This is a genomic window from Nostoc sp. CCY0012 (assembly GCF_963920855.1).
Classification (GTDB): Bacteria; Cyanobacteriota; Cyanobacteriia; order Cyanobacteriales; family Nostocaceae; genus Cyanocohniella.
In genome coordinates this window covers 1-20177 of sequence record NZ_CAWUDM010000029.1, presented here as the reverse complement: position 1 = coordinate 20177, position 20177 = coordinate 1, and the positions used below count along the sequence as shown (strand labels likewise).

The following is a 20177-nucleotide window of genomic DNA, read 5'->3' as shown; positions in this document are numbered from 1 at the left end:
TGGGTGTAGCTAAAATTTATTCCCATTTATCCCCTTTTGGGGGATGCTGTATTGTAACCCTATTGTTACAATACTTAACATGCTCAATCTGACTGGTGGCTATTTTCATGATTGTTAAGACACTTCCCCCTAATTCCCAGCCAACCGAGGGCGAAACGCTTGTGACTGAAGTAGTGCCAGAAAATGGCAACCCAGCCTTGGTTGTGCGTTCACCAAAACTGATAATTGCTCAAAAGTCCGAGCCTGAGACAACAATACTCTATAACCCCGAAGAAATCAGAGAGCATTATAGTCGTAGACCTTTGCAAGTTTTACGGCGGATTATTGCTGTATTAAGGCCGACACTTTCCCTTGTTTTTGGGTTGTGGTGGGATAGTCGCCGGGGAATTAACGTTAAAGCAGACCGTCGTCGAGCCGTACAATTGCGGGACTTACTAACAAAATTAGGGCCCGCCTACATCAAAATTGGCCAGGCTTTATCCACCAGACCAGATTTAGTTCCCCCTACTTATTTAGAAGAGTTAACTAGGTTACAAGACCAATTACCGCCGTTTCCCAACGAAATTGCTTACCAATTTATTGAAGAAGAATTAGGCGCACCACCATCAGAGATTTATGCCGAACTCTCGCCTCAGCCAATTGCAGCTGCTTCTTTAGGACAAGTCTATAAAGGTAAACTCAAAACTGGTGAAGAAGTTGCCATTAAAGTGCAACGCCCTGACTTAAGAGAACGAATTACCATTGACTTGTATATTTTGCGGCAAATTGCCGGTTGGGTACAAACCCAAGTTAAGCGGATACGCAGTGACTTAGTTGGTATTCTCGATGAATTAGGCGATCGCATCTTTGAAGAGATGGATTATATTCATGAGGGAGAAAATGCCGAGCGCTTCTTTGAGTTATATGGTCACATAAAAGACATTTATGTACCGAAAATTTACTGGGAATATACCAATCGTCGCGTCTTGACGATGGAGTGGATTAACGGTACTAAATTAACGCAAACAGTAGAAATTAATGCCCAAGGTATCGATGCTCGCTATCTCATTGAAGTAGGTGTGCAATGTTCCTTGCGCCAGCTATTAGAACACGGATTTTTCCATGCTGATCCCCACCCAGGTAATTTGCTAGCCACACCAGATGGCAAATTGGCCTATCTCGACTTTGGGATGATGAGTGAGATTCAGCCACCCCAGCGCTATGGTTTAATTGAAGCGATCGTCCACGTCGTCAACCGTGACTTTGAAGGTTTAGCTAACGACTACGTAAAGCTAGATTTCTTATCACCAGAAACCGACTTAACACCAATTATTCCTGCTTTTGCTAGAGTCTTTGCTGATGCTCAAGGAGCCAGTGTCGCTGATTTGAACATCAAAAGCATCACCGATGAATTATCAGCTTTGATGTATGAATATCCTTTCCGGGTACCGCCTTATTACGCTTTAATTATTCGCTCCCTGGTTACCCTAGAAGGTATTGCAATTTATATAGATCCCAACTTCAAAGTTCTCAGTGAAGCTTATCCTTACGTTGCTAAACGCCTATTAACTGATCCCTCAACGCAATTAAGAACATCTCTGCAAAACTTATTATTTAAAGAGGGTAAATTCCGTTGGAATCGGTTAGAAAACTTACTTCGCAATGCCAAGAAAAATCAAGACTATGACTTTAATCTAGTTTTAGATCAGGGTTTAGAGTTTCTTTCTTCTGAACGTGGAGCTTTTATTCGTGACAAGCTAGTAGATGAATTTGTTAATGGCTTGAATGCTTTGGGCAAAAATGTCTTACACAACTTCACTTACGTCCTCAGAGAACGAGTAGGTTTAACAGCAGTCAACGAAACTCCTGGAGCGACAGTTGAGCAACAACAAACCTTAGAGCATATTAAACGCATTTTAAACATTCTCCGAGAAACCCGTGGCTTTGACCCAGTGCAGATGGCTCCTCAGCTGGCCCAATTATTAGTAAATCCAGGCGTACAGCGTTTAGGACAGCAAGTTACCAATCGCTTAACCCAAAAAGCCATAGCACGTCTGATTCGTGAGTTGTTAGCAGCCGAAGAAGTGAAAAGCACCGATAGAAGTCAGTTAGAAAGACCTGCAAGGGTTTCTTTACCTGTAAGAATGTAGGAACAAGGGGACAAGGGGATAAAAATAAAAGTACTTCCTTATCCCCCTTCTTTCTCATCTTTAAGATTCACCTTGAGATTCCCGTTGACTAAAATTTCTTTCACGTTTGATACTTTCTTCTAAAGCTTGAATTTGTTCCCGACGGGCTTCCAATTCTAGGGAACGTCGCGCCAAGTCTTGATTTTGTAAAGTTAGAGATTGTCGCCAACTTTCTGCTCTTTCTACTTCTTGTTGTAAATCTTGGGGCGACATACCAGCGCTGAGGTAAGTTTGGACTAAATTTAGTACCCAATCACTAGCTTCTTCCAGCTTCTCAATATCACCACTCTCAGCAAGCTCCACTAAAACTAGCAATTTCTCGCTCATAGTGTTACCTTTTCCTAACAAAATAAAAGCTTCTTCGGGGATGATTACCCAAAGATTGTCTGCTTCTTGACGTGCCAACAAACGTAACTGGTACTGGTCTAAAAATTCGTTTTTACGTGCTTGGGCTAGATATAGCATGACTTTATATTTTAGATTTTAAATTTCCCAAATATTTTTCTGGTTGAGTTTTTTGAGAAACTTGTCTAGATAATGGTTAAGTACTACTCAACCATTATCCATTGCAGTTACGCCAAAGTACGCAGGCGATCGCGTAAAATTTCCGCTTGTTTGGTAGCCTCGGCTAAAGCATCCCTAGCACCCTGCACCACATCGGCTGGGGCTTTATCTACAAATTTGGCATTGCTTAACCTCGCACTCAAAGAATTGGCTTCGGTTTCGGCTTTGTTGAGGCTTTTTTCTAGCTTGGCCCGCAGGGTAGCAATATCTACTACATCGCCACTTAAGGGAATTACCACTTGTACCGTACCCACAACCCCAGCGATGACATTTTCTCGTGTTGCTGGCTGTTGTAATTGTGTTTGTGGCTTTTCGTTATCTGTAGTTGTCTGGAATAACTTGGCCCAAAACTTACTTCTTACCTGGGGTTTAAATACATTTTGGGACACAAACCATGTGACATAACCCAAACCAACTATTTCAAAGAAAGTACCCACAATGGGAATGTCATTAATTGCATACCCCGCAGCTAAACCTATTCTGGCAAAGACTAACCCGACAATTATCCAGCCAATGGTTTTCAAACCCCGCTGAGGTTTCTTTTCAATCACGGTTTGGCTGATTTCTGCTTTTGGAGATACTGCACCAACGCCAGTAATAGTTAAATTCTCCACCTTAGCCAAGTCTTGAATATAAGATTGTCCCGCACAAAGGATTTGCTCTTCCTGGGGATTACCCGTTTCTAAATTCGCCGTAATTTTTGCCCCTGGCTTAATATCTGCTTCAGCGCGTAAATTACGAATTGTACGGATAGTGCCAATTAACAGTTCAAACTGTGCTTCCAACGTGGGGTTAATCAGGTTATTATCCGCTTCTGGATAAGGTTGTAAAGATAAACTTTGCTGAGAATCGGCTGGCTGTTGGGTGAGCGTTTGCCAAATTTCCTCAGTGATGTGGGGCATAAAAGGATGCAGTAATTTTAAAATCCCTTCCAGCACGGAAGCGAGGATTTGTTGGGCAACCTTGCGGGATATGGGGTCAGCATCTGGTTGCAACCGGGATTTTACCAGTTCAATATACCAGTCGCAAAAATCACCCCAGATAAACTCATACAAACCCTTAGCGGCTTCCCCTAAACCGTAGTTATCTATGTAATTGTTAGTTTGGTTGATAACTTGATGATACCGAGAAAGAATCCAGCGATCGCTTAATTCTGTGGCAATTGGTTGACCTAGTTGTGCTGGAGTTTGTCCTTCTAAATTCATCATCACAAACCGGGCTGCATTCCACAACTTGTTAGTAAAATTGCGGGATGCTTCCACCGATGCAGACTCATCCTTTTTGCGATCGTACTCTAACCGAATATTTTGACCAGCACCAGCCACTTCCTTAATCAGGGTGTAGCGCAGGGCATCAGTACCATATTTGTCAATTAATAACAGTGGGTCAATGCCATTCCCCTTGGACTTCGACATTTTCTGACCGTTTTCATCCAGCACCAACCCGTGGATGTAAACATCTTTAAAAGGCATTGTGCCAGTAAAATGTCCTGCCATCATGGTCATTCTGGCCACCCAGAAAAAGATGATATCAAAGCCAGTAACCAAAGCACTGTTAGGGTAATAAGTTGCCAAATCTGGAGTTTGTTCTGGCCAACCCAAAGTTGAAAACGGCCACAACCCAGAAGAAAACCAAGTATCTAGTACATCTGGGTCTTGTTCTAGCTGGACATTTTCACCAAATTGTGGTTTAGCTTTAGCCCAAGCTTCATCGGCTGATTTAGCGACAACAAACGGCGTGTTATCAGTAATTTGACCACCCGTTTCACTAACTGCATACCAAGCTGGAATTTGATGACCCCACCATAATTGGCGAGAAATACACCAATCTTTCAACTTAACTAACCAATCACGATAAACCTTAGTCCAGCGTTGGGGGACAAACTCTGGTGAATTTTGGTTGTCGAGAAATTCTAAAGCTTTATCAGCCATCGGGCGAATTTTCACAAACCACTGAGTAGACAGTAGTGGTTCAACGGGGACTTTGCCGCGATCGCTATAAGGAACGGTATGCTTATAATTCTCCACCTTCACCAGCACACCATCTGCCTCTAAGCGAGATACAACATTTTTTCTGGCAACAAAGCGGTCTTCTCCTTGGAACTCCCCAGCGTTGTCGTTGAGAGTGCCATCTTTATTCATAATGTTGATCATTGGCAGATTGTGACGCTTACCCATTTCAAAGTCATTAGGGTCATGGGCGGGAGTCACTTTCACACAACCAGTTCCGAAGGTGGGGTCAACAAACTCATCACCAATAATGGGAATTTCCCGATGCATAATTGGCAGAGTCAGAGTTTTGCCAATCAAGTGCTGATATCGTTCATCATTGGGGTTAACAGCCACAGCCGTATCACCCAACATAGTTTCCGGTCGAGTCGTCGCCACTTCGACAAAACCAGAATTATCGCTGAGGGGATAACGGAAATGCCAAAGATTACCATCAACTTCTTGATTATCCACTTCCACATCGGACACAGCCGACTGAGAAGCGGGACACCAGTTCACCAAATATTCGCCACGATAAATTAATCCAGATTCATAGAGACTCACAAAGGCTTCTAAAACAGCTTTTGATAAACCTTCATCTAAAGTAAAGCGTTCCCGTGTCCAGTCAACCGAGACACCCAAGCGTTTTAACTGGTTAACGATTGTACCTTCAGAATCAGCTTTCCACTGCCAAGCGCGTTCTAAGAATTGTTCCCGTCCCAGTTCGTAGCGAGTTTTACCCTCTTTCTTGAGTTGCTTTTCCAGCATTGAGTGGACGGCGATACTGGCGTGGTCTGTTCCGGGTACCCATAGGGTGTTGCGTCCTTTCATCCGGTGGTAGCGGATGAGGGTATCAATTAAGGCACTCTCAAAGGCGTGACCCATGTGTAAGCTACCGGTGACGTTGGGAGGGGGAATGACGATGCAGTAGGGTTCGCCGGGGTGGTTGGGGTCGGCTTTGTAGGTTTGGTTTTCTTGCCAAAAGTTTTGCCACTTGGCTTCGGTGGAGAAGGGGTCGTAGAGACTAGGGAGATTGGAAGTTGTTGCGGTCATGCTGGGAAAACTAACTGTGGAAGGACTCTAATAAATTTTGCCATAGGGTTGGAGAGGGATTGATGGAAACGAACCACGAAGGCACGAAGGTCACGAAGGTAGAAGAAAAAAGAATGAGGTACTTCGGTGATGAATTGGAACGGTTAGCTTATGCTGTAATCGGTGCTGCAATTGAAGTACATCGAGTATTGGGTCCAGGATTTTTAGAGGAGGTGTATCACAAGGCATTAAAACAGGAATTTATTATGCGTGGAATACCTTATAAATCTAAGTATCCAGTAGCAGTGGAATATAAAGGGTATCCCGTAGGTGAAGGCCAATTAGATTTTCTGATTGGTAATCTTCTCATTGTGGAATTAAAGGCAGTCCAAAACCTAGCCCCCATTCACGAAGCACAAGTTCTCTCCTACCTAAAAATGACCAAACGCCCCCTCGGCCTGCTTATAAACTTTAATGTCCCTCTCCTCAGAGATGGCATCAAACGTATTATCCTCGTTTCTTAACTCTTTCTTCGTGACCTTCGTGCCTTCGTGGTTCGTAAAAATGAAACCCTGGATATACATTCCCACCCTCTACTTCGCCTCAGGCATACCCTACATCATCATCAACACAGTTTCCGTCATCTTCTACAAAAACCTCGGCATAGACAACACCCAAATCGCCCTGTGGACAAGCTTCCTCTACCTCCCCTGGGTGATCAAAATGTTCTGGGGCCCCGTAGTCGATATCTACTCCACCAAAAGAAAATGGATGCTTTACACCCAACTTGCCATGTTCGGGTGCTTAACACTAATAGCCTTCAGCTTACAACTATCCAACTTCTTCTTCCCCTCCCTCGCAGCCTTAAGCATAGGCGCCTTCATCTCCGCCACCTACGATATCGCCACCGATGGCTTTTACCTAATAGCTTTAACCCCAGAACAACAAGCATTCTTCGTCGGTATTCGCTCCTTATTTTACCGACTTGCCGTTATCTTTTGCTCTGGAGTGTTAGTCGTCTTAGCAGGTCAACTCGAAATCTCCCTCAACAATATTCCCTTAAGCTGGACTATAACCATTAGCTTCTCCGCATTAATTTTAGGCATACTATTTATTTTTCATCGCTTAGTTCTTCCCCTACCCAAATCAGATAGCCAACGCCAACCCCAAGCGACAAATAACATACCCTTTTGGGAAATTATCAAATCATATTTTGCTCAAGAAAAAATAGTTGCAATTTTAGCATTCATCTTACTTTATAGATTAGGTGAAGCCATGTTAGTCAAAATTGCTTCCTTATTCTTATTAGACCAACCAGAAGTCGGTGGCTTAGGCTTAACAACATCACAAGAAAAATCACCGCCATATGCCTAGGGTTAGCAGGTGTAGGACGCGCAACAGATATCGAAATAGTAAAAAGTATAGTTCAAGAATTACAAAATAGTAAAATACTACCTATTACCTGGGATTTATCCCCATCTAGAATTATCATCTGTAACGATGCCTTAATCGCTTTAATTGGTGGCATTGGCCATGATGTCGGCATCGTAGTTGCAGCAGGTACAGGTTCCATAGTTTTTGGACGAAATCATCAAGGAAATACCAAGAGAGTCGGTGGTTGGGGATATCTTTTAGGTGATGAAGGTAGCGCTTACAAAATCGCACTCACTGGTATGCAAGCAACATTAAAATCTTATGATGGTCGAGAAATACCCTCAAGATTAATAGAAGACTTTAAACAATATCTCGGTTTAGCAAATATAGAAGATTTAATAGAAATAATCTATAGCCAAAAATGGGATGTAAAAAAAATTGCAGCCTTAGCACCAATCGTAGATAATGCCGCAGCATCTGGTGATGAACTAGCAAATCAAATTATTGATAATTCCGTACAAGAATTAGTTATAGCAACATCTACAGTCATTAAATCAATTTTTTATCCTGACTCAAATTTAGAAATAGTTACAACAGGAAGTTTATGGCAAACTCAATGCAAAATGCATCAGAGATTTATAATTTCTCTGCACAAAAGCTTCCCTCTAGTTAACGTAATCATGCCCAGAAATGAACCGGCTTACGGTGCCGCCTTACTAGCCTGGCAAAAATTCCAACTATCCTAAGAACTCTGTATTCTTCCGTTCGCGCAGCGTCTCCGATAGGAGAAGTTTTCTCAACGCGGGTAAACTACACAAGCAACTTTTCTCCGTGCCTCTGTGATTTGTTTTCTTAATATTAGTAAAGGGGACAGATGACAAGCATCCACCCCCAAATAGCTGCCCAGATAACTAACCTGGAACCTGATAATCTGGTATCTAATAAATTAAGTATCAACTGGGCTGTATCTATATGTCACCGGGATAGATACGGATATCGACAATATTTATAAAAAAATTGTAAAGAGGCTAGAGGCAATACCATTAGGCTTGTACTAAAATATTTTTCACTCATTTTCCTTATCTTCCCAGTCCTCGCATCGCCAAAAGTGCTGAACCATAAGCCGCTTCTGTATTTTCAGACGCAACGACAGGCACTTGTAAATACCGTTGACGAATAGCAGTCCAAGTAAAATTCGCTGCACCACCGCCAGCAGTATAAACACGAGTTAATTTATCTACCCCCATTTCCTGTAATAATTCATACCCTCGCCCTTCTATCCGGGCCATACTTTCTAACAACCCATATAAAAATTCCACTGGGTTATCTGGACGCGGTTCTAATCTTGGAGGTAAATGAGGATCATTAATGGGAAAGCGATCGCCTGCCTGCAACAATGGATAATAATCTAATTCACTAGCTTTTGTACTATCAATTTCACTGCTAAATCTTTCTAACTCCGCATCACTAAAAAACTGCTTTAGCACCGCACCACCAGTATTAGAAGCACCACCAGTCAGCCACAAGTCACCTAAGCGATGGCTGTAAATGCCATATCGTGCATCTTCTACGCGAGTCCGACTCAATAATTTTACTGCTAGGGTTGAACCGAGAGAAGTCACTGCTTCACCTGGGGATTTGGCCCCACTAGCTAGAAAAGCCGCAATACTGTCTGTCGTTCCCGTACACACTAGGCAATCATGGGGCAATTTAAACTGAGTGGCAAGTTCTGGATGTAATTCTCTAACGGGAGTACCAGGAGGTAAAACTTTGGGTAGCTGAATAGGTATATTTAGTTGTTCCAGCCATTGGGGATATCTTAGCTGTTCTACGTCATAACCCAGCTTTAAAGCGTTGTGATAATCGCTAATCCCCAAATACCCATGCAGAAGAAATCCCAGCCAATCTGCTTGATGTAAAAAATATTTCGCCTGACTACAACTTGGTTGTTGCATCATCCACAACAACTTAGCCAGGCTGGAAGTAGCACTCAATACATTATGATGCGGCGGGGCAATATCCCTCAATTGCTCCACCATTAATGATCCCCGCGCATCATTGTAAACTAAAGGTGTATCTACAGGCTTACCATCTGCATCTACCAGCAAGACTGTAGACGAAGTACCATTAATAGCGATCGCCTTCATTCCTGGCTTCAATTCATCAGGGATTTGTGCCAGCAGACTCCATAAAGCTTTCTCCCAAGCTGCTGCTAAGTCCAAAAATGCCGCTGTTTCCCAGGGATACCTCATTTCTGCTTGAATGTCAGCTTCATCGCTAATTACCACGCCCCTGGCGCCAGAAGTGCCGAAGTCTATCCCCAAATAAAAGTTCATATTTTTATAAATTTTTTTACTGAAGAATAACTAATGACCACTGGTTAATCACTGCTTTTGTTGCATCTTGTAACAAGATATTCCACAAACTCGGCAAAACAGTGAAAAGTAGTAAACGAACTGATCAATATTGAATTGAGTTTAGGAGGTATCCGACCATGCCTATATCAGACACCCAAGTGTACATTGCTCTGGCTGTGGCGCTGATTCCAGGAATTCTGGCTTGGCGTTTAGCAACAGAACTTTACAAATAACGCCACGTTCTGACATGGAAAGTGGGGCGTACTAAACATCGCCCTACTCTCAAGCAACAATCAGGTTAACCCTGGTTGTTGTTTGCAAAATAAAAATGCAGCGCCGCCAATAGTCACAAATTAAGTTGCCGTCTCCATATTTATTAATATATGTATATCTAATAACTATTTATTTCTTAAATTTACGTAGTTTATTGATCATAAATTCTAGTGTAAATATCACTATGCTAATTAGCTAGAACGTAGTTGCAGCAAGCCATAAGTCATATATATTTCTACAAAAGCTAGCAATTTCAACACAACTAACTATGGCGACTCAAAAGACTTTTTGATTACAATGGGTCACATTGTAATCTCCCAAAAGAGGGAAATTTTTGGGGAGCTATTGATCGCTATAATCACAACCTGGAATTGACATAATCTCCTAAAAGACTAATAATCTGGCAAACCAGGTGCAGTTTTCAGATAGCACGGCATGATTGATTGCCCATTCCCAAACAATAAAACGCTTGCAGTATCGGAATTGCAAATTACGAGTTACGCGTAGCGTTACTAATGGCTAGATGCCAGAAATTATTGAACACCAGTTACTTACGTATGCTGCATTGATTTTTAACTTTCAGCACACGTGTAGCAATTTCAGAAAAATGAAGTACCATAACAGCTAAATTAAGCTGTAGTCAATGCCAGCGCGCTTTCTATGATGTTGCCATTTAATCAGTAAGGTTCTTTTAGCATAATGAACGCGAGTCAACCGTCTAGACCCCCGCTACAACCGATACCAAAACGCCGGGTTATTCCTCGACCAAAACGGCATCTTCGTCAACGTTCTTACCAGGTGATGGCCCTGGAAACTACAGCAAAGATAGCGGTTAACTTGGCGATTTCAGCAGCAGCAGTATCTGCCCTCATCCAACTTGTGCCTTATTACTCGATGCAGCAAGACAGATTGCGAGAAGTCCGCACAGAAGTCAAACTGATGGAAGAACGTGTCGATAGTTTGCAAAAGGAATTTAACCGTAACTTTGATCCCCATCAAGCTAATAGTATTAGGCAACAGCAAGCGTATCGATTTGACCCTAACCAACTTCCAGTCGTCTTCGTGAATAGAGATGGCAAGGAAGTGGAAGTATTAGAGTTATTACCGTAAAAAAAATATGAAGTTGGGGATTTTGCAACAGAGGCGCTGAGGCTAGAGTAGTAGACTCTACCGACATCACAAGCGTTGTATATATCGGTAATATTATTTACTAGTACTCCAATTTGACGGTAAGCACGGCTATGACTGTAAAGGCTTTATACCAGTCGCCTGGGTGAGGTTAACCCTCCCGTAGTGCTGGTTCACCATTCTCAATCAGTGAAAAGCCTATTCTTTAAGACTTTTGATTTTTGCCTTGCACTACTAGTCATCAGCGATACTTGAATTCACAATTAAGAATTTAAACTAATCATTTTGAATTTTTAATTGTGAATTCGTGAGAGTGGAAAGTAAAACCGGAAACACCAAGGGATCATCTGCCAATCAACATTCCTCAGGATTCAGCAAATCGTTTAGCCAATTTTCCAGTTGTAAACGTAATCGACAACCAGACATATCTCTTTTGTGAGTTAGTGAGGGCAATTGAGTAAGGGCGCGACGATAATCAGCGATCGCACAATTCCAATCCCCCCACAGATGGTAAGTTCTACCCCGTTCCGCCCAAATATGACCTTCTAGCTGACCAAACAGCAGTGCTACCTCAAAAGTCTCAATGGCTTCTTCGTATTGTTCTAAGTCACGTAAGGTAATGCCACGGTTAATCCTTGCCCGGACATAACTAGGATTTAAATCAATCGCCTGTTCGTAGTCGGCCAGTGCTGCGGCTAATTCTCCACAAGCTGCATAATAATTTGCTCGATTGTTGTAAGCGCTAGCTAATTTGGGATTCAATTGCAAGGCTGTGTTGTAATCACACAAAGCTTTTGACAATGAACCACTTTGAAAATAAATTAATCCCCGATTGTTGTAATCAACGGCATTGTGCGGATGGCGATCAATCAATTCGGTGAGTAAGGCGATCGCCTCAGTATAATCTCCTTGTTGAGCTGAATTTAAAGCGCAAGAGCGTAAGTAGCTGTCCCCTAAAGCAGATCTACCTCTACCATTAGCCTCATGCCTTTGAGCATCAATTGTACTCTTAGACACAAATTTGTATCGGTTATTTTGCTGGTTATCAGAAGCTAAAAATGAGTAATTATTCATATTTTATTGCCTGAGCGACCTGCTCTTGGAAATCAATTTACAGTTTTCGTAGTGGTGGTAGTTTTGCCCCTGTGTCACTTCTTGATGTGTCTATTAATACTTGTTGTTGAGTACCAACGCTGAATTTAAGCTCATACATCCAAAAAGGGAAATACTCCACCTTCCTCAAACAATTAATGCTTAAACCTAGTAATTAATACTTCACCCATAAGTTGAATTCCAGAAATAGCAAATATCAATCTTTAAGACGAGTCAAGTAGTGAGAGCAACAAATTGGTAGAATGCCAACAAGCCGTTTCTGGAGAGATAGAGAAGAAGACACAGGAACATAGTGATGCCAGAATGCGTGAGTAGCCCTTTGATATTGCTGTGGCTACTTCTGTGCCAGTGTCGAGGTTTCTTTGCTCTCTAGTACAATTCGGTAGAATTTTTCAGTGTTGAGAAAATTTTTTTATGACGACAGCAATTTCTTATCAAGATGCACCCGATCTAACTGCTGATGATTATATAGTTATAGGTCTATCAACTTGCTTCATCAAGGAAGACGGAGAAGTTTATCAAGTTGAAGTTGTCGAACCAATTCCTTCAGCGGCTTTAGAAGCGCTGTTTAAAGGTATTCCCACTTCATACAAGCTAGCTTATGCAACAACGTTGGGTGCTGTACTCAATGGCGATACACCAATGCTCCCTGATGGGTTTCCCACTTCGGCGCAGCTCGGAGAAGAATTTGTTTCCCGCGTGTTTGCTGCTGCTCGTACTTACAAGCGTCGTGAAATAGCAAAATCCCTCATTCCCGTCGGTACAACCCACACTGATTTCCAGTATTCTACTGAACGGAAAAGAGTACTAAATGCTGCGAGAGTTGTCAATAAAGAAGACAACGTGAAACAGCATTCCCACACTCACAAAGTCCTTTAGTTTTAAATAAATAGTAAGTAATTATGCTGAAACTTTATGGTGGCGCTCGTAGTCGAGCGTCAATTGTCCAGTGGTATTTAGAAGAATTGGCAGTTCCTTACGAATTTGTGATGCTGGATATGCAAGCTGGTGAACACCGCCAGCCCGAATACCTGAAAATTAATCCTATGGGTAAGGTACCAGCAATCGTGGATGGGGATTTCCAGCTTTGGGAATCAGGGGCAATTTTACTGTATCTTGCTGACAAGTATGGCAAAACCCCACTTTCACCAGAAGAGAGGGGTATATTTTCCCAGTGGGCGTTGTTTGCCAATGCTACCCTCGGCCCTGGGATTTTTGTCGAAGCCAATCGAGAGCGAGAAATGCCTCGCTTATTAACTCCTCTTCAGGAAATTCTGGAGCAACAACCTTTTTTACTAGGTCATGAGTTCACTGTTGCTGATGTAGTAGTAGGTTCTATTTTGGCTTACATTCCCATCATGCTGAAGCTAGACTTGAGTGGCTACCCAGCCGTGTTGGACTATATCAAGCGCATATCTGAGCGTCCAGCTTTTCAAAAAAGCATTGGCGGCCGTTAAAAAATAGTAATGTAGGGTGGAAAAATCCACTCTACAGGCTGTTTAACGATAATTAGTAAATTGCAAAGCCACAGGAAAATCTTCTTGTTTTACCCGCTGCATCACATCTTGTAAGTCATCTTTAGCTTTAGCAGAAACCCGTACAGCATCACCTTGAATCGAGGCTTGTACTTTTTTAAATTCGTCACGAATCAATTTGGAAATTTGTTTAGCAATTTCCTGACTGATGCCTTTTTTGAGTGTGATTTCTTGACGAACACGGTTACCGCTAGCTGATTCAACTTTGCCAAACTCAAAAATTTTCTGAGAGAGGTTACGCTTGGCGGCTTTTTCTCGGAGAATGTTGTGAACAGAGTCTAAGGTAAACTCGCTGTCAGTGCTGACATTAATACTTTGCTCGTTTAACTCAAGAGTAGTTTGAGTATCTTTGAGGTCATAACGGCCTTTAATATCTCGCACAACTTGATCAACCGCATTAACTAATTCTTGCCGATCAAAGTCACTTACTATGTCAAAGGAATATGTAGAAGCCATAAACAAGTTGGGATTTTAGATTTTAGATTGGGAACTAGAGACTAGAGACTAGAGACTAGAGACTAGTTGTTTTCCCTACTCCCCACTCCCCACTCCCCACTCCCTACTCCCCCATTAACTAGTAGCTTGGATAATGCTCAAAATGATGAGAGTAGCAGATCCAAGAGAGCCAATGGCAAACATGAGCGATCGCAACAGAGGTATATTCAAAATATAAAAAACTGAGTATAGCAACCGAGCGACAACAAAGGCGATCGCGGCCACTGCTGCTGTAGAAGAAGTTACACCAGTCACGTATGCCATCAATGCTGCGGTGGCAAACAACATAAATGCTTCAAAGGAGTTTTGGTGCGCCCAGGTAGCTCGTTGAGCATAAGGGGGCAGTTTATCAAATTTGGCGCGAGGAGTAGCTAGCGCCTCGTACCCAATTTGAAGGCGCCCATAGGCTACCAGCAAAAACGGTAGATAAATCAAAACGACGGCAGCAGCTATGGAGTACAAAAAAATATGAGACACAGGTATTTGCAATAGCGTCATCGAGTTTATCAATAGAACTAGTTAGTTATCCCTTAATGGGTAACAGGTAATTTGGCAAACCCAACTACCCATTACCAATTAGCGGTTCCCTATATCTATACATTACCTAGGCTAGAATTTCACTTCACTTTAGTCAAAGTAGAAAAGCGTCACCACTTTTCTTTGTTCTTCTGCATCTCCACAAGTTTGTAGTAGAGTGCGACTGTCGTGAAATGCAAAGCAAATCAGTTGCTGGCAGCGGGAGACAATCTCCTTATTACAAATATAGCTAGCTTCAGCTAGGGACAGATTATCATTACTGGGATTTTCTACCAGATGCATTACCTGTTCTAGTTGCTGGCGTGATTCATGAGGCTGGCGTTCCAAGCTTTGGGGTAGAATCACTGTCAATAAATTGGGGTCAGCCCGCATTGCTCCCTTAATGGCAGCGGAATTGGTACCTGTAGCCCCAGAAGTGATAACCCGATTGCCTGATAAAACCAGGGCATAGGTCATCATTTCAATTAAATTCTGATGCGTAATTGGCACATGGCGAGAACCCAGCAAGGCGATTTTTTTAGAACCCGTTTGCTGAATTGTCGCCAGTTCCTGCGCTAATGTATCGAGGTTGATGATGTCTGTTGACTGGCTCAAAGATGGACGTAATCAGATGAAACAACCCAGCTATTCTACCAAACAGAGTGTAGGTGCGAAGCCAACTTGAGTTACATATTGCTACATTTTCTGAATTGTCTAACTCAGTAGGTGGATAGCTTGGTCACACCAAGCTAAGTAATATGTTTCATAATTCATGCCTTTGAGAAGGGTGAGATATTGAAACTTCGCTGTTTTTGGCAGTTGTTGGGGATTTTGAAACTGTTCCATGAATGTGAGTAGTTGCTGGCAATTTCAAAATTGTTTGACTACTTTTGATTAACCCCTGCGGGAGTTAAGCCTAGTTTCGATAACAAGCGATCAATGTCAAAATGCTCAGTCATCAACTGACGGATGCACTGAACCTTAATTGGTTCATGGACGCGCACTTGCCCAAAAGTACGGTCAACAATTTCTACAGTAGTGAGGGTATCTAAGTCAACCGACAAGATGGGAATTTCTAATTCTTCAGCCCGATTGAGAATAAACGCGGGTGGTGGTAGTTGTCCAGTGAGAATCAAGCATTGGGTAGAAGTTTCCAAAGCAGCTTGTTGAATTTCTACGCGATCGCCTCCTGTGACTACTGCCATATTCCGACGTTTACGGAAATACTTCACAGCCGAATTGACATTCATAGCGCCAATGGCCAGACTCTCTACCATTAAATCTAGGCGATCGCTACGACAGAGAACTTCGGCGTTTAACTGGTTTACTAGTTCGCCGACGCTGACACTACGTAGCAAGTCATTTTTCGGCAATGTTGCCAACACAGGAATGTCTTGCTGTTCTAAAAATGGGCATAAGAGATGATCTACTATTTCTAATTTGTCCGTGGGGATATCGTTGATGACAACTCCCACCAAGCGATCGCCCACACGTTGTTTAGCAGATAATAATGCCTCAACAGAAAGCACTGAATCATAACGGTTGATCAGCAACACAGCTGCGTCTAAGGCTTCAGCTACCTGCAACAAAGACAAATCAAACAGATAGCCTTGTGTCAAATCACCAGGCCCCTCTAGCAACACTAAATCTCCTCGAGAAATTTGTGAATATTGCTGTACTAGAGATTGTCGATAATCAGTTTTGTCTTCGCCGCGCAAGCGTTTTTGCACATTGACTTCATCTAAAGCCAACATAGTGGGCGCAACGCGGTTTGTTGGCAGGTTGAGACTATGAGCAATAAATTGGACATCTTCCTCAACTACGCTGCCGCTAGATGCACTAAAACAAGTGCCTAATGGTTTGCCGTAGGCAATATCTAGTCCTTTTTGCTGTAGCTGATGAGACAAACCCAAAACAGTTGCAGATTTACCACTATAAGTCTCAGTTGAGCCAATCAGCAGACATTTAGCAGATTTCGGCACACATGCACTCCTAATTGCAAAAGGAAGTAGAACTAAGCTAGGTGTTTCCTAATTTTAGTTGCTTCCGGCGGCAGCCTCGAGTTCTTACAAGGTGGTGTTTGCTAGAATGTACCTTTTCTTAGTATATTTTATTTTTTCCAGCTAAATATTTATACTTAAAATGTAAGTTACAAGTTAGTATTCAATTATTTTTATTTTTAGCATAAAGCTTATCAATATTTTGTCTCTAAAACTCCTGAATTTAATGAATAGCAAACAAAAATGACATTTTCTCAAAGATAAGCTATATGGCTAGCATTAAGAGTAATTACGTAGAAAATAGCAACATAAATAGTTAAAAATATAGCTACAGGAGTTATTACTGCCCTCGTTAATAGTATCGATGGCTGAAAATAACTCCATTTCCTAGCTTTATTGGCATTAGAGTTCTAAATATGCTACTTTTGAAGTTATTACAGCTTTATTCGTCTATACGCAACACCTTACGATAGAAAGCTTGTGAAAAATCAGTCAAGCGATAGCGTTTATAGTTTTCCATGAGTTCAATTAAAAAACTCATAAATTCAAAACTTGCCATCATCACTTCATAGCTGAGTTCGGCATTCCCTTCAAACTGAATCCGACAACGGGTTAAATCTGAAGGCAGGGTAGCAACATTCCACGAGGCGACAAAGGGAATACTTTCACTAGCTTCAATTTTGCGTTGTCCTTCTAAAACACCTTTTTGATAGAGACTAATGGCATAAGGTAAAAAATTGCGCTTTGTACCCTGAATATAAGGTAAGTACACACTTGCTTGTTGTTGATTGGCCGGCTGGATTTGCTCAATAGACATTGTTAAATATTCCTCAAGTTATTCACCAACTGGGGATATTAGTGGATGTGAATATTATTCCCAAAAAATATCTATAGTTCACGCGAGGGCTGGTAAGAGACTGAAAAATAAAAATATTTCATCACAGGGGGATGAGGGGCAGAAAAGAAAAGACATTGGTTTTTTGGCTTTTTTGCACGATACAACATGAATAAAGTAAAAATGCTGGATGCCGGCTGAACCTGCTCAATTGTCTGTTTTGAGCTTTATAAAAACCAATACCATGTCCAAAAATGATAGTGTCTATAGAAGTAACTGCTAAGAAATATTAAAAATTTCGGTTACAATAGGGCTGCATTGACTTTTATGGAAGCTAAAGCAATAACAGGAAAAATACCTGCTGTGAAGCGGAGAATAGTGTTATTGCTATTGATGGCAACAACAAGCTGTTATAAACTCGCACTTGCTATTATTTCATTCAGTGACTTGACAAACTTGATTGTGAGTCATTGTTGGTGGTAACTGCAAGTGTACGCAGGTTGTATGTTTGATTGTTACCTGATTTTTAGCTTCTGCAAGGTGTATAACAATACTGGTTTTTAAATCAACTAAACTATGCCAGCGAATTCCTGGCCCGAGAACGATTATTACGACGAGCTTGACCCACTCAACTCCCTGTTATCCGACCAATCGGCCGATGGTGAGGAGTCAGTGGTAGAGGCAGATTCTATGCCTTTGCCATCCCGGTTTCAAGGACGTAGACGCAAAGCCGCTCTGGTTTTAAGTGTAGTTTGGAGCGGTACTATTGCCCTGCATTTAGCTTCGTGGGGTTCAATATTCATCCTCGGACTGACAACTCTCCTGGGATTTCACGCTTTAGTGATTGTGTTTGCTAGACCTCGCCGCTATCACAAAGAAATACAGGGAGATTTACCCTCTGTATCTATATTGGTAGCAGCAAAAAACGAAGATGCAGTTATTGGTAAATTAGTCAAAAATCTTTGTAATCTGGAATATCCAGATGGCAAGTATGAAGTTTGGATAATTGACGATAACAGCACCGATGACACACCCCAAGTCTTAGCAGAACTAGCACAGGAATATGACCAACTCAACGTCTTCAGGCGTTCCCCACAAGCGATTGGTGGTAAATCAGGAGCGTTGAATCAGGTTTTGCCATTGACTACGGGCGAAATTGTCGCCGTGTTTGATGCCGATGCTCAGGTTGTACCAGATTTACTACTACAGGTAGCACCTTTATTCCAACGAGAAAAGGTGGGAGCGGTGCAGGTACGAAAAGCCATTGCTAACGCCAAAGAAAATTTCTGGACTAAGGGACAGATGGCAGAAATGGCTCTGGATACCTGGTTTCAGCAACAACGTATTGCTATTGGTGGCGTTGGTGAACTGCGGGGTAATGGTCAATTTGTCCGGCGTACAGCCTTAGAAAGTTGTGGCGGGTGGAATGAAGAAACCATTACTGATGATTTGGATATGACTTTCCGCCTACATCTAGACAACTGGGATATTGAGTGTACATTCTACCCAGCTGTGCAGGAAGAAGGTGTGACAAATGCGATCGCACTTTGGCATCAGCGCAATCGTTGGGCAGAAGGTGGTTATCAGCGTTATTTGGATTACTGGGATCTCATACTCAAAAACCGCATGGGTGTGCGGAAAACCTGGGATCTGCTGATGTTTATGCTAACTATGTACATTCTTCCTACAGCAGCAATTCCCGATTTATTAATGGCGGTAGCTCGTCATCGGTTACCAATTTTAGGCCCGATAACTAGTTTATCGGTAAGCATGTCTGTTGTGGGGATGTTTGCTGGGCTGAAGCGTATTCGTCAAGATAAGGAATTTAAGATTCCTACAGTCTTTGTGTTATTGCTACAAACCTTACGTGGCACTTTATATATGTTGCACTGGCTGGTAGTCATGAGTAGTACTACTGCTCGGATTTCTTTTAGACCAAAACGTCTGAAATGGGTGAAAACAGTGCATTCAGGTAAAGGAGAATAGTCTTTTTTACAAAATTGAACACTCAACATCCAAAATTTAGAGTAATTTCTGAATTTTGGATTTTTTTATGGGGGAAAGGGCCTAGATCCGCCATTCCCAACCACATCAATCATCGTCGATTTCTGATTCATCTACCCATTCAGAGGTAGTCATGGATTCAGGTGTATCGACTCCATCGTCTGTAAACCGGACTATTTGTCCATCAAAAAATTGTGCTAGACGCTGGGCGGCGATCGCTACTTCATCAGTTTCCCAATTCAACTGGTTTGTGGGAATTGTGGGCGACGGTAAAGTTTGCACTCTACTAGTATTTGTCGCTGTTGATTCGGTTCTTGCTGGTGCTGGTGGTGTTGGTGGTGCTGGGGTCGGTGTGATGTTCTTGTTCTGGTTGTTGTAGCTAGGCGGTGATGATTGTTGAACAGTGGAAGGGTTCTTGGCTGGAGGTTCCTTTCTAGCCACAGTAGAGTTAGCAACTATTCCTTCTTCTAAAGTTACTTTGATTTCATGTTGGAAAGCCTGTTGGAACGCTGTCGTAATAGTAGGCAGGTCTGATTGAACTTTTTTATACCATTTTGGTTTGACACCTACACGCGCCACCCTACCATCAAATTCAACTAAGTAGCACATTTGCCGCAGTAACTCTCGCCGGGAAATTGGCTCTAGGTGGGCTAATACTTTTTGCCAATCTTGATTTAAGTCAGATTGCTCTGGCTGTGGTTCTGGGGTTACTTGGGTAGGTGTGGGAGATGGGGAGGTAGGGGGCGTGGGAGATGTGGGAGATGGGGAGGTAGGGGGCGTGGGAGATGTGGGAGA

The 20177-nt window shown here is 42.3% G+C and carries 16 protein-coding genes and 4 pseudogenes; 9 read left to right on the top strand and 11 right to left on the bottom strand.

The window, feature by feature from the left end; all coding sequences use genetic code 11:
* Window positions 1-107: 107 nt before the first annotated feature.
* Window positions 108-2129: an ABC1 kinase family protein gene (locus ACM0OS_RS10660; protein WP_414543155.1), complete on the top strand. Its 2022-nt coding sequence runs from the start codon at window positions 108-110 to the stop codon at window positions 2127-2129.
* 60 nt (window positions 2130-2189) lie between these two features.
* Here the strand turns inward: ACM0OS_RS10660 and ACM0OS_RS10655 are convergent, their stop codons facing one another.
* Both ACM0OS_RS10655 and ACM0OS_RS10650 read right to left on the bottom strand, forming a co-directional pair.
* Entirely contained in the window at window positions 2190-2633 is a 444-nt protein-coding gene (locus ACM0OS_RS10655; RefSeq protein ID WP_414543154.1) for a hypothetical protein, read from the bottom strand.
* A 107-nt stretch (window positions 2634-2740) separates the two neighbouring features.
* Entirely contained in the window at window positions 2741-5773 is a 3033-nt protein-coding gene (locus tag ACM0OS_RS10650; RefSeq protein ID WP_414543153.1) for a valine--tRNA ligase, read from the bottom strand.
* Between the two features lie 62 nt (window positions 5774-5835).
* On the opposite strand from ACM0OS_RS10650, the gene ACM0OS_RS10645 reads away from it, so the two are divergent.
* The 3 genes and pseudogenes from ACM0OS_RS10645 to ACM0OS_RS10635 form a co-directional block, all read left to right on the top strand.
* Window positions 5836-6276, top strand: coding sequence for a GxxExxY protein (locus ACM0OS_RS10645; protein WP_414543152.1), 441 nt, complete (start codon window positions 5836-5838; stop codon window positions 6274-6276).
* A 40-nt stretch (window positions 6277-6316) separates the two neighbouring features.
* A pseudogene (locus ACM0OS_RS10640) lies at window positions 6317-7099 on the top strand (MFS transporter); the annotation flags it as partial.
* A pseudogene (locus tag ACM0OS_RS10635) lies at window positions 7099-7872 on the top strand (N-acetylglucosamine kinase); the annotation flags it as partial. The pseudogenes ACM0OS_RS10640 and ACM0OS_RS10635, both read left to right, overlap by 1 nt.
* A gap of 333 nt (window positions 7873-8205) precedes the next feature.
* On the opposite strand, the gene ACM0OS_RS10630 reads toward ACM0OS_RS10635, so the two are convergent.
* Window positions 8206-9462, bottom strand: coding sequence for an FGGY-family carbohydrate kinase (locus ACM0OS_RS10630; protein WP_414543151.1), 1257 nt, complete (start codon window positions 9460-9462; stop codon window positions 8206-8208).
* 158 nt (window positions 9463-9620) lie between these two features.
* On the opposite strand from ACM0OS_RS10630, the gene psaM reads away from it, so the two are divergent.
* The gene (gene psaM, locus ACM0OS_RS10625) at window positions 9621-9716 is read left to right on the top strand and encodes a photosystem I reaction center subunit XII (protein WP_006196319.1); all 96 of its coding nucleotides are present in this window, start codon (window positions 9621-9623) and stop codon (window positions 9714-9716) included.
* A gap of 739 nt (window positions 9717-10455) precedes the next feature.
* Window positions 10456-10866, top strand: a complete 411-nt coding sequence (locus tag ACM0OS_RS10620) for a hypothetical protein (protein WP_414543150.1) — start codon at window positions 10456-10458, stop codon at window positions 10864-10866.
* A 372-nt stretch (window positions 10867-11238) separates the two neighbouring features.
* Here the strand turns inward: ACM0OS_RS10620 and ACM0OS_RS10615 are convergent, their stop codons facing one another.
* Window positions 11239-11958, bottom strand: coding sequence for a tetratricopeptide repeat protein (locus tag ACM0OS_RS10615; RefSeq protein WP_414543149.1), 720 nt, complete (start codon window positions 11956-11958; stop codon window positions 11239-11241).
* A gap of 453 nt (window positions 11959-12411) precedes the next feature.
* On the opposite strand from ACM0OS_RS10615, the gene ACM0OS_RS10610 reads away from it, so the two are divergent.
* Both ACM0OS_RS10610 and ACM0OS_RS10605 read left to right on the top strand, forming a co-directional pair.
* Window positions 12412-12876 carry a hypothetical protein gene (locus ACM0OS_RS10610; protein WP_414543148.1) on the top strand — a complete coding sequence of 155 codons (465 nt, stop codon included), beginning with the start codon at window positions 12412-12414 and terminating at the stop codon, window positions 12874-12876.
* A 23-nt stretch (window positions 12877-12899) separates the two neighbouring features.
* Window positions 12900-13454, top strand: coding sequence for a glutathione S-transferase family protein (locus ACM0OS_RS10605; protein ID WP_414543147.1), 555 nt, complete (start codon window positions 12900-12902; stop codon window positions 13452-13454).
* Between the two features lie 42 nt (window positions 13455-13496).
* On the opposite strand, the gene ACM0OS_RS10600 is transcribed toward ACM0OS_RS10605, so the two are convergent.
* From ACM0OS_RS10600 to ebsA, 6 genes and pseudogenes are all read right to left on the bottom strand, one after another.
* Window positions 13497-13988 (bottom strand): YajQ family cyclic di-GMP-binding protein, encoded by a 492-nt coding sequence (locus tag ACM0OS_RS10600; protein WP_414543146.1) that lies wholly within the window; start codon window positions 13986-13988, stop codon window positions 13497-13499.
* A gap of 114 nt (window positions 13989-14102) precedes the next feature.
* Entirely contained in the window at window positions 14103-14525 is a 423-nt protein-coding gene (locus ACM0OS_RS10595) for an MAPEG family protein (RefSeq protein ID WP_414543145.1), read from the bottom strand.
* 129 nt (window positions 14526-14654) lie between these two features.
* Window positions 14655-15158, bottom strand: coding sequence for a DNA recombination-mediator protein A (locus ACM0OS_RS10590; RefSeq protein ID WP_414543144.1), 504 nt, complete (start codon window positions 15156-15158; stop codon window positions 14655-14657).
* Between the two features lie 99 nt (window positions 15159-15257).
* Window positions 15258-15398, bottom strand: a pseudogene (locus ACM0OS_RS10585) (hypothetical protein); the annotation flags it as partial.
* Window positions 15399-15427: 29 nt separating this feature from the next.
* Window positions 15428-16525: a phosphotransacetylase family protein gene (locus tag ACM0OS_RS10580; RefSeq protein ID WP_414543143.1), complete on the bottom strand. Its 1098-nt coding sequence runs from the start codon at window positions 16523-16525 to the stop codon at window positions 15428-15430.
* A gap of 460 nt (window positions 16526-16985) precedes the next feature.
* Window positions 16986-17360 (bottom strand): type IV pilus biogenesis protein EbsA, encoded by a 375-nt coding sequence (ebsA, locus tag ACM0OS_RS10575; protein ID WP_414543142.1) that lies wholly within the window; start codon window positions 17358-17360, stop codon window positions 16986-16988.
* A 594-nt stretch (window positions 17361-17954) separates the two neighbouring features.
* Between ebsA and ACM0OS_RS10570 the strand changes: the two genes are divergently transcribed.
* The gene (locus ACM0OS_RS10570) at window positions 17955-19364 is read left to right on the top strand and encodes a glycosyltransferase (RefSeq protein ID WP_414543141.1); all 1410 of its coding nucleotides are present in this window, start codon (window positions 17955-17957) and stop codon (window positions 19362-19364) included.
* Window positions 19365-19469: 105 nt separating this feature from the next.
* Here ACM0OS_RS10570 and ACM0OS_RS10565 read toward each other — a convergent pair.
* Window positions 19470-20177 (bottom strand): annotated as a pseudogene (locus ACM0OS_RS10565) (DNA polymerase III subunit gamma/tau); the annotation flags it as partial.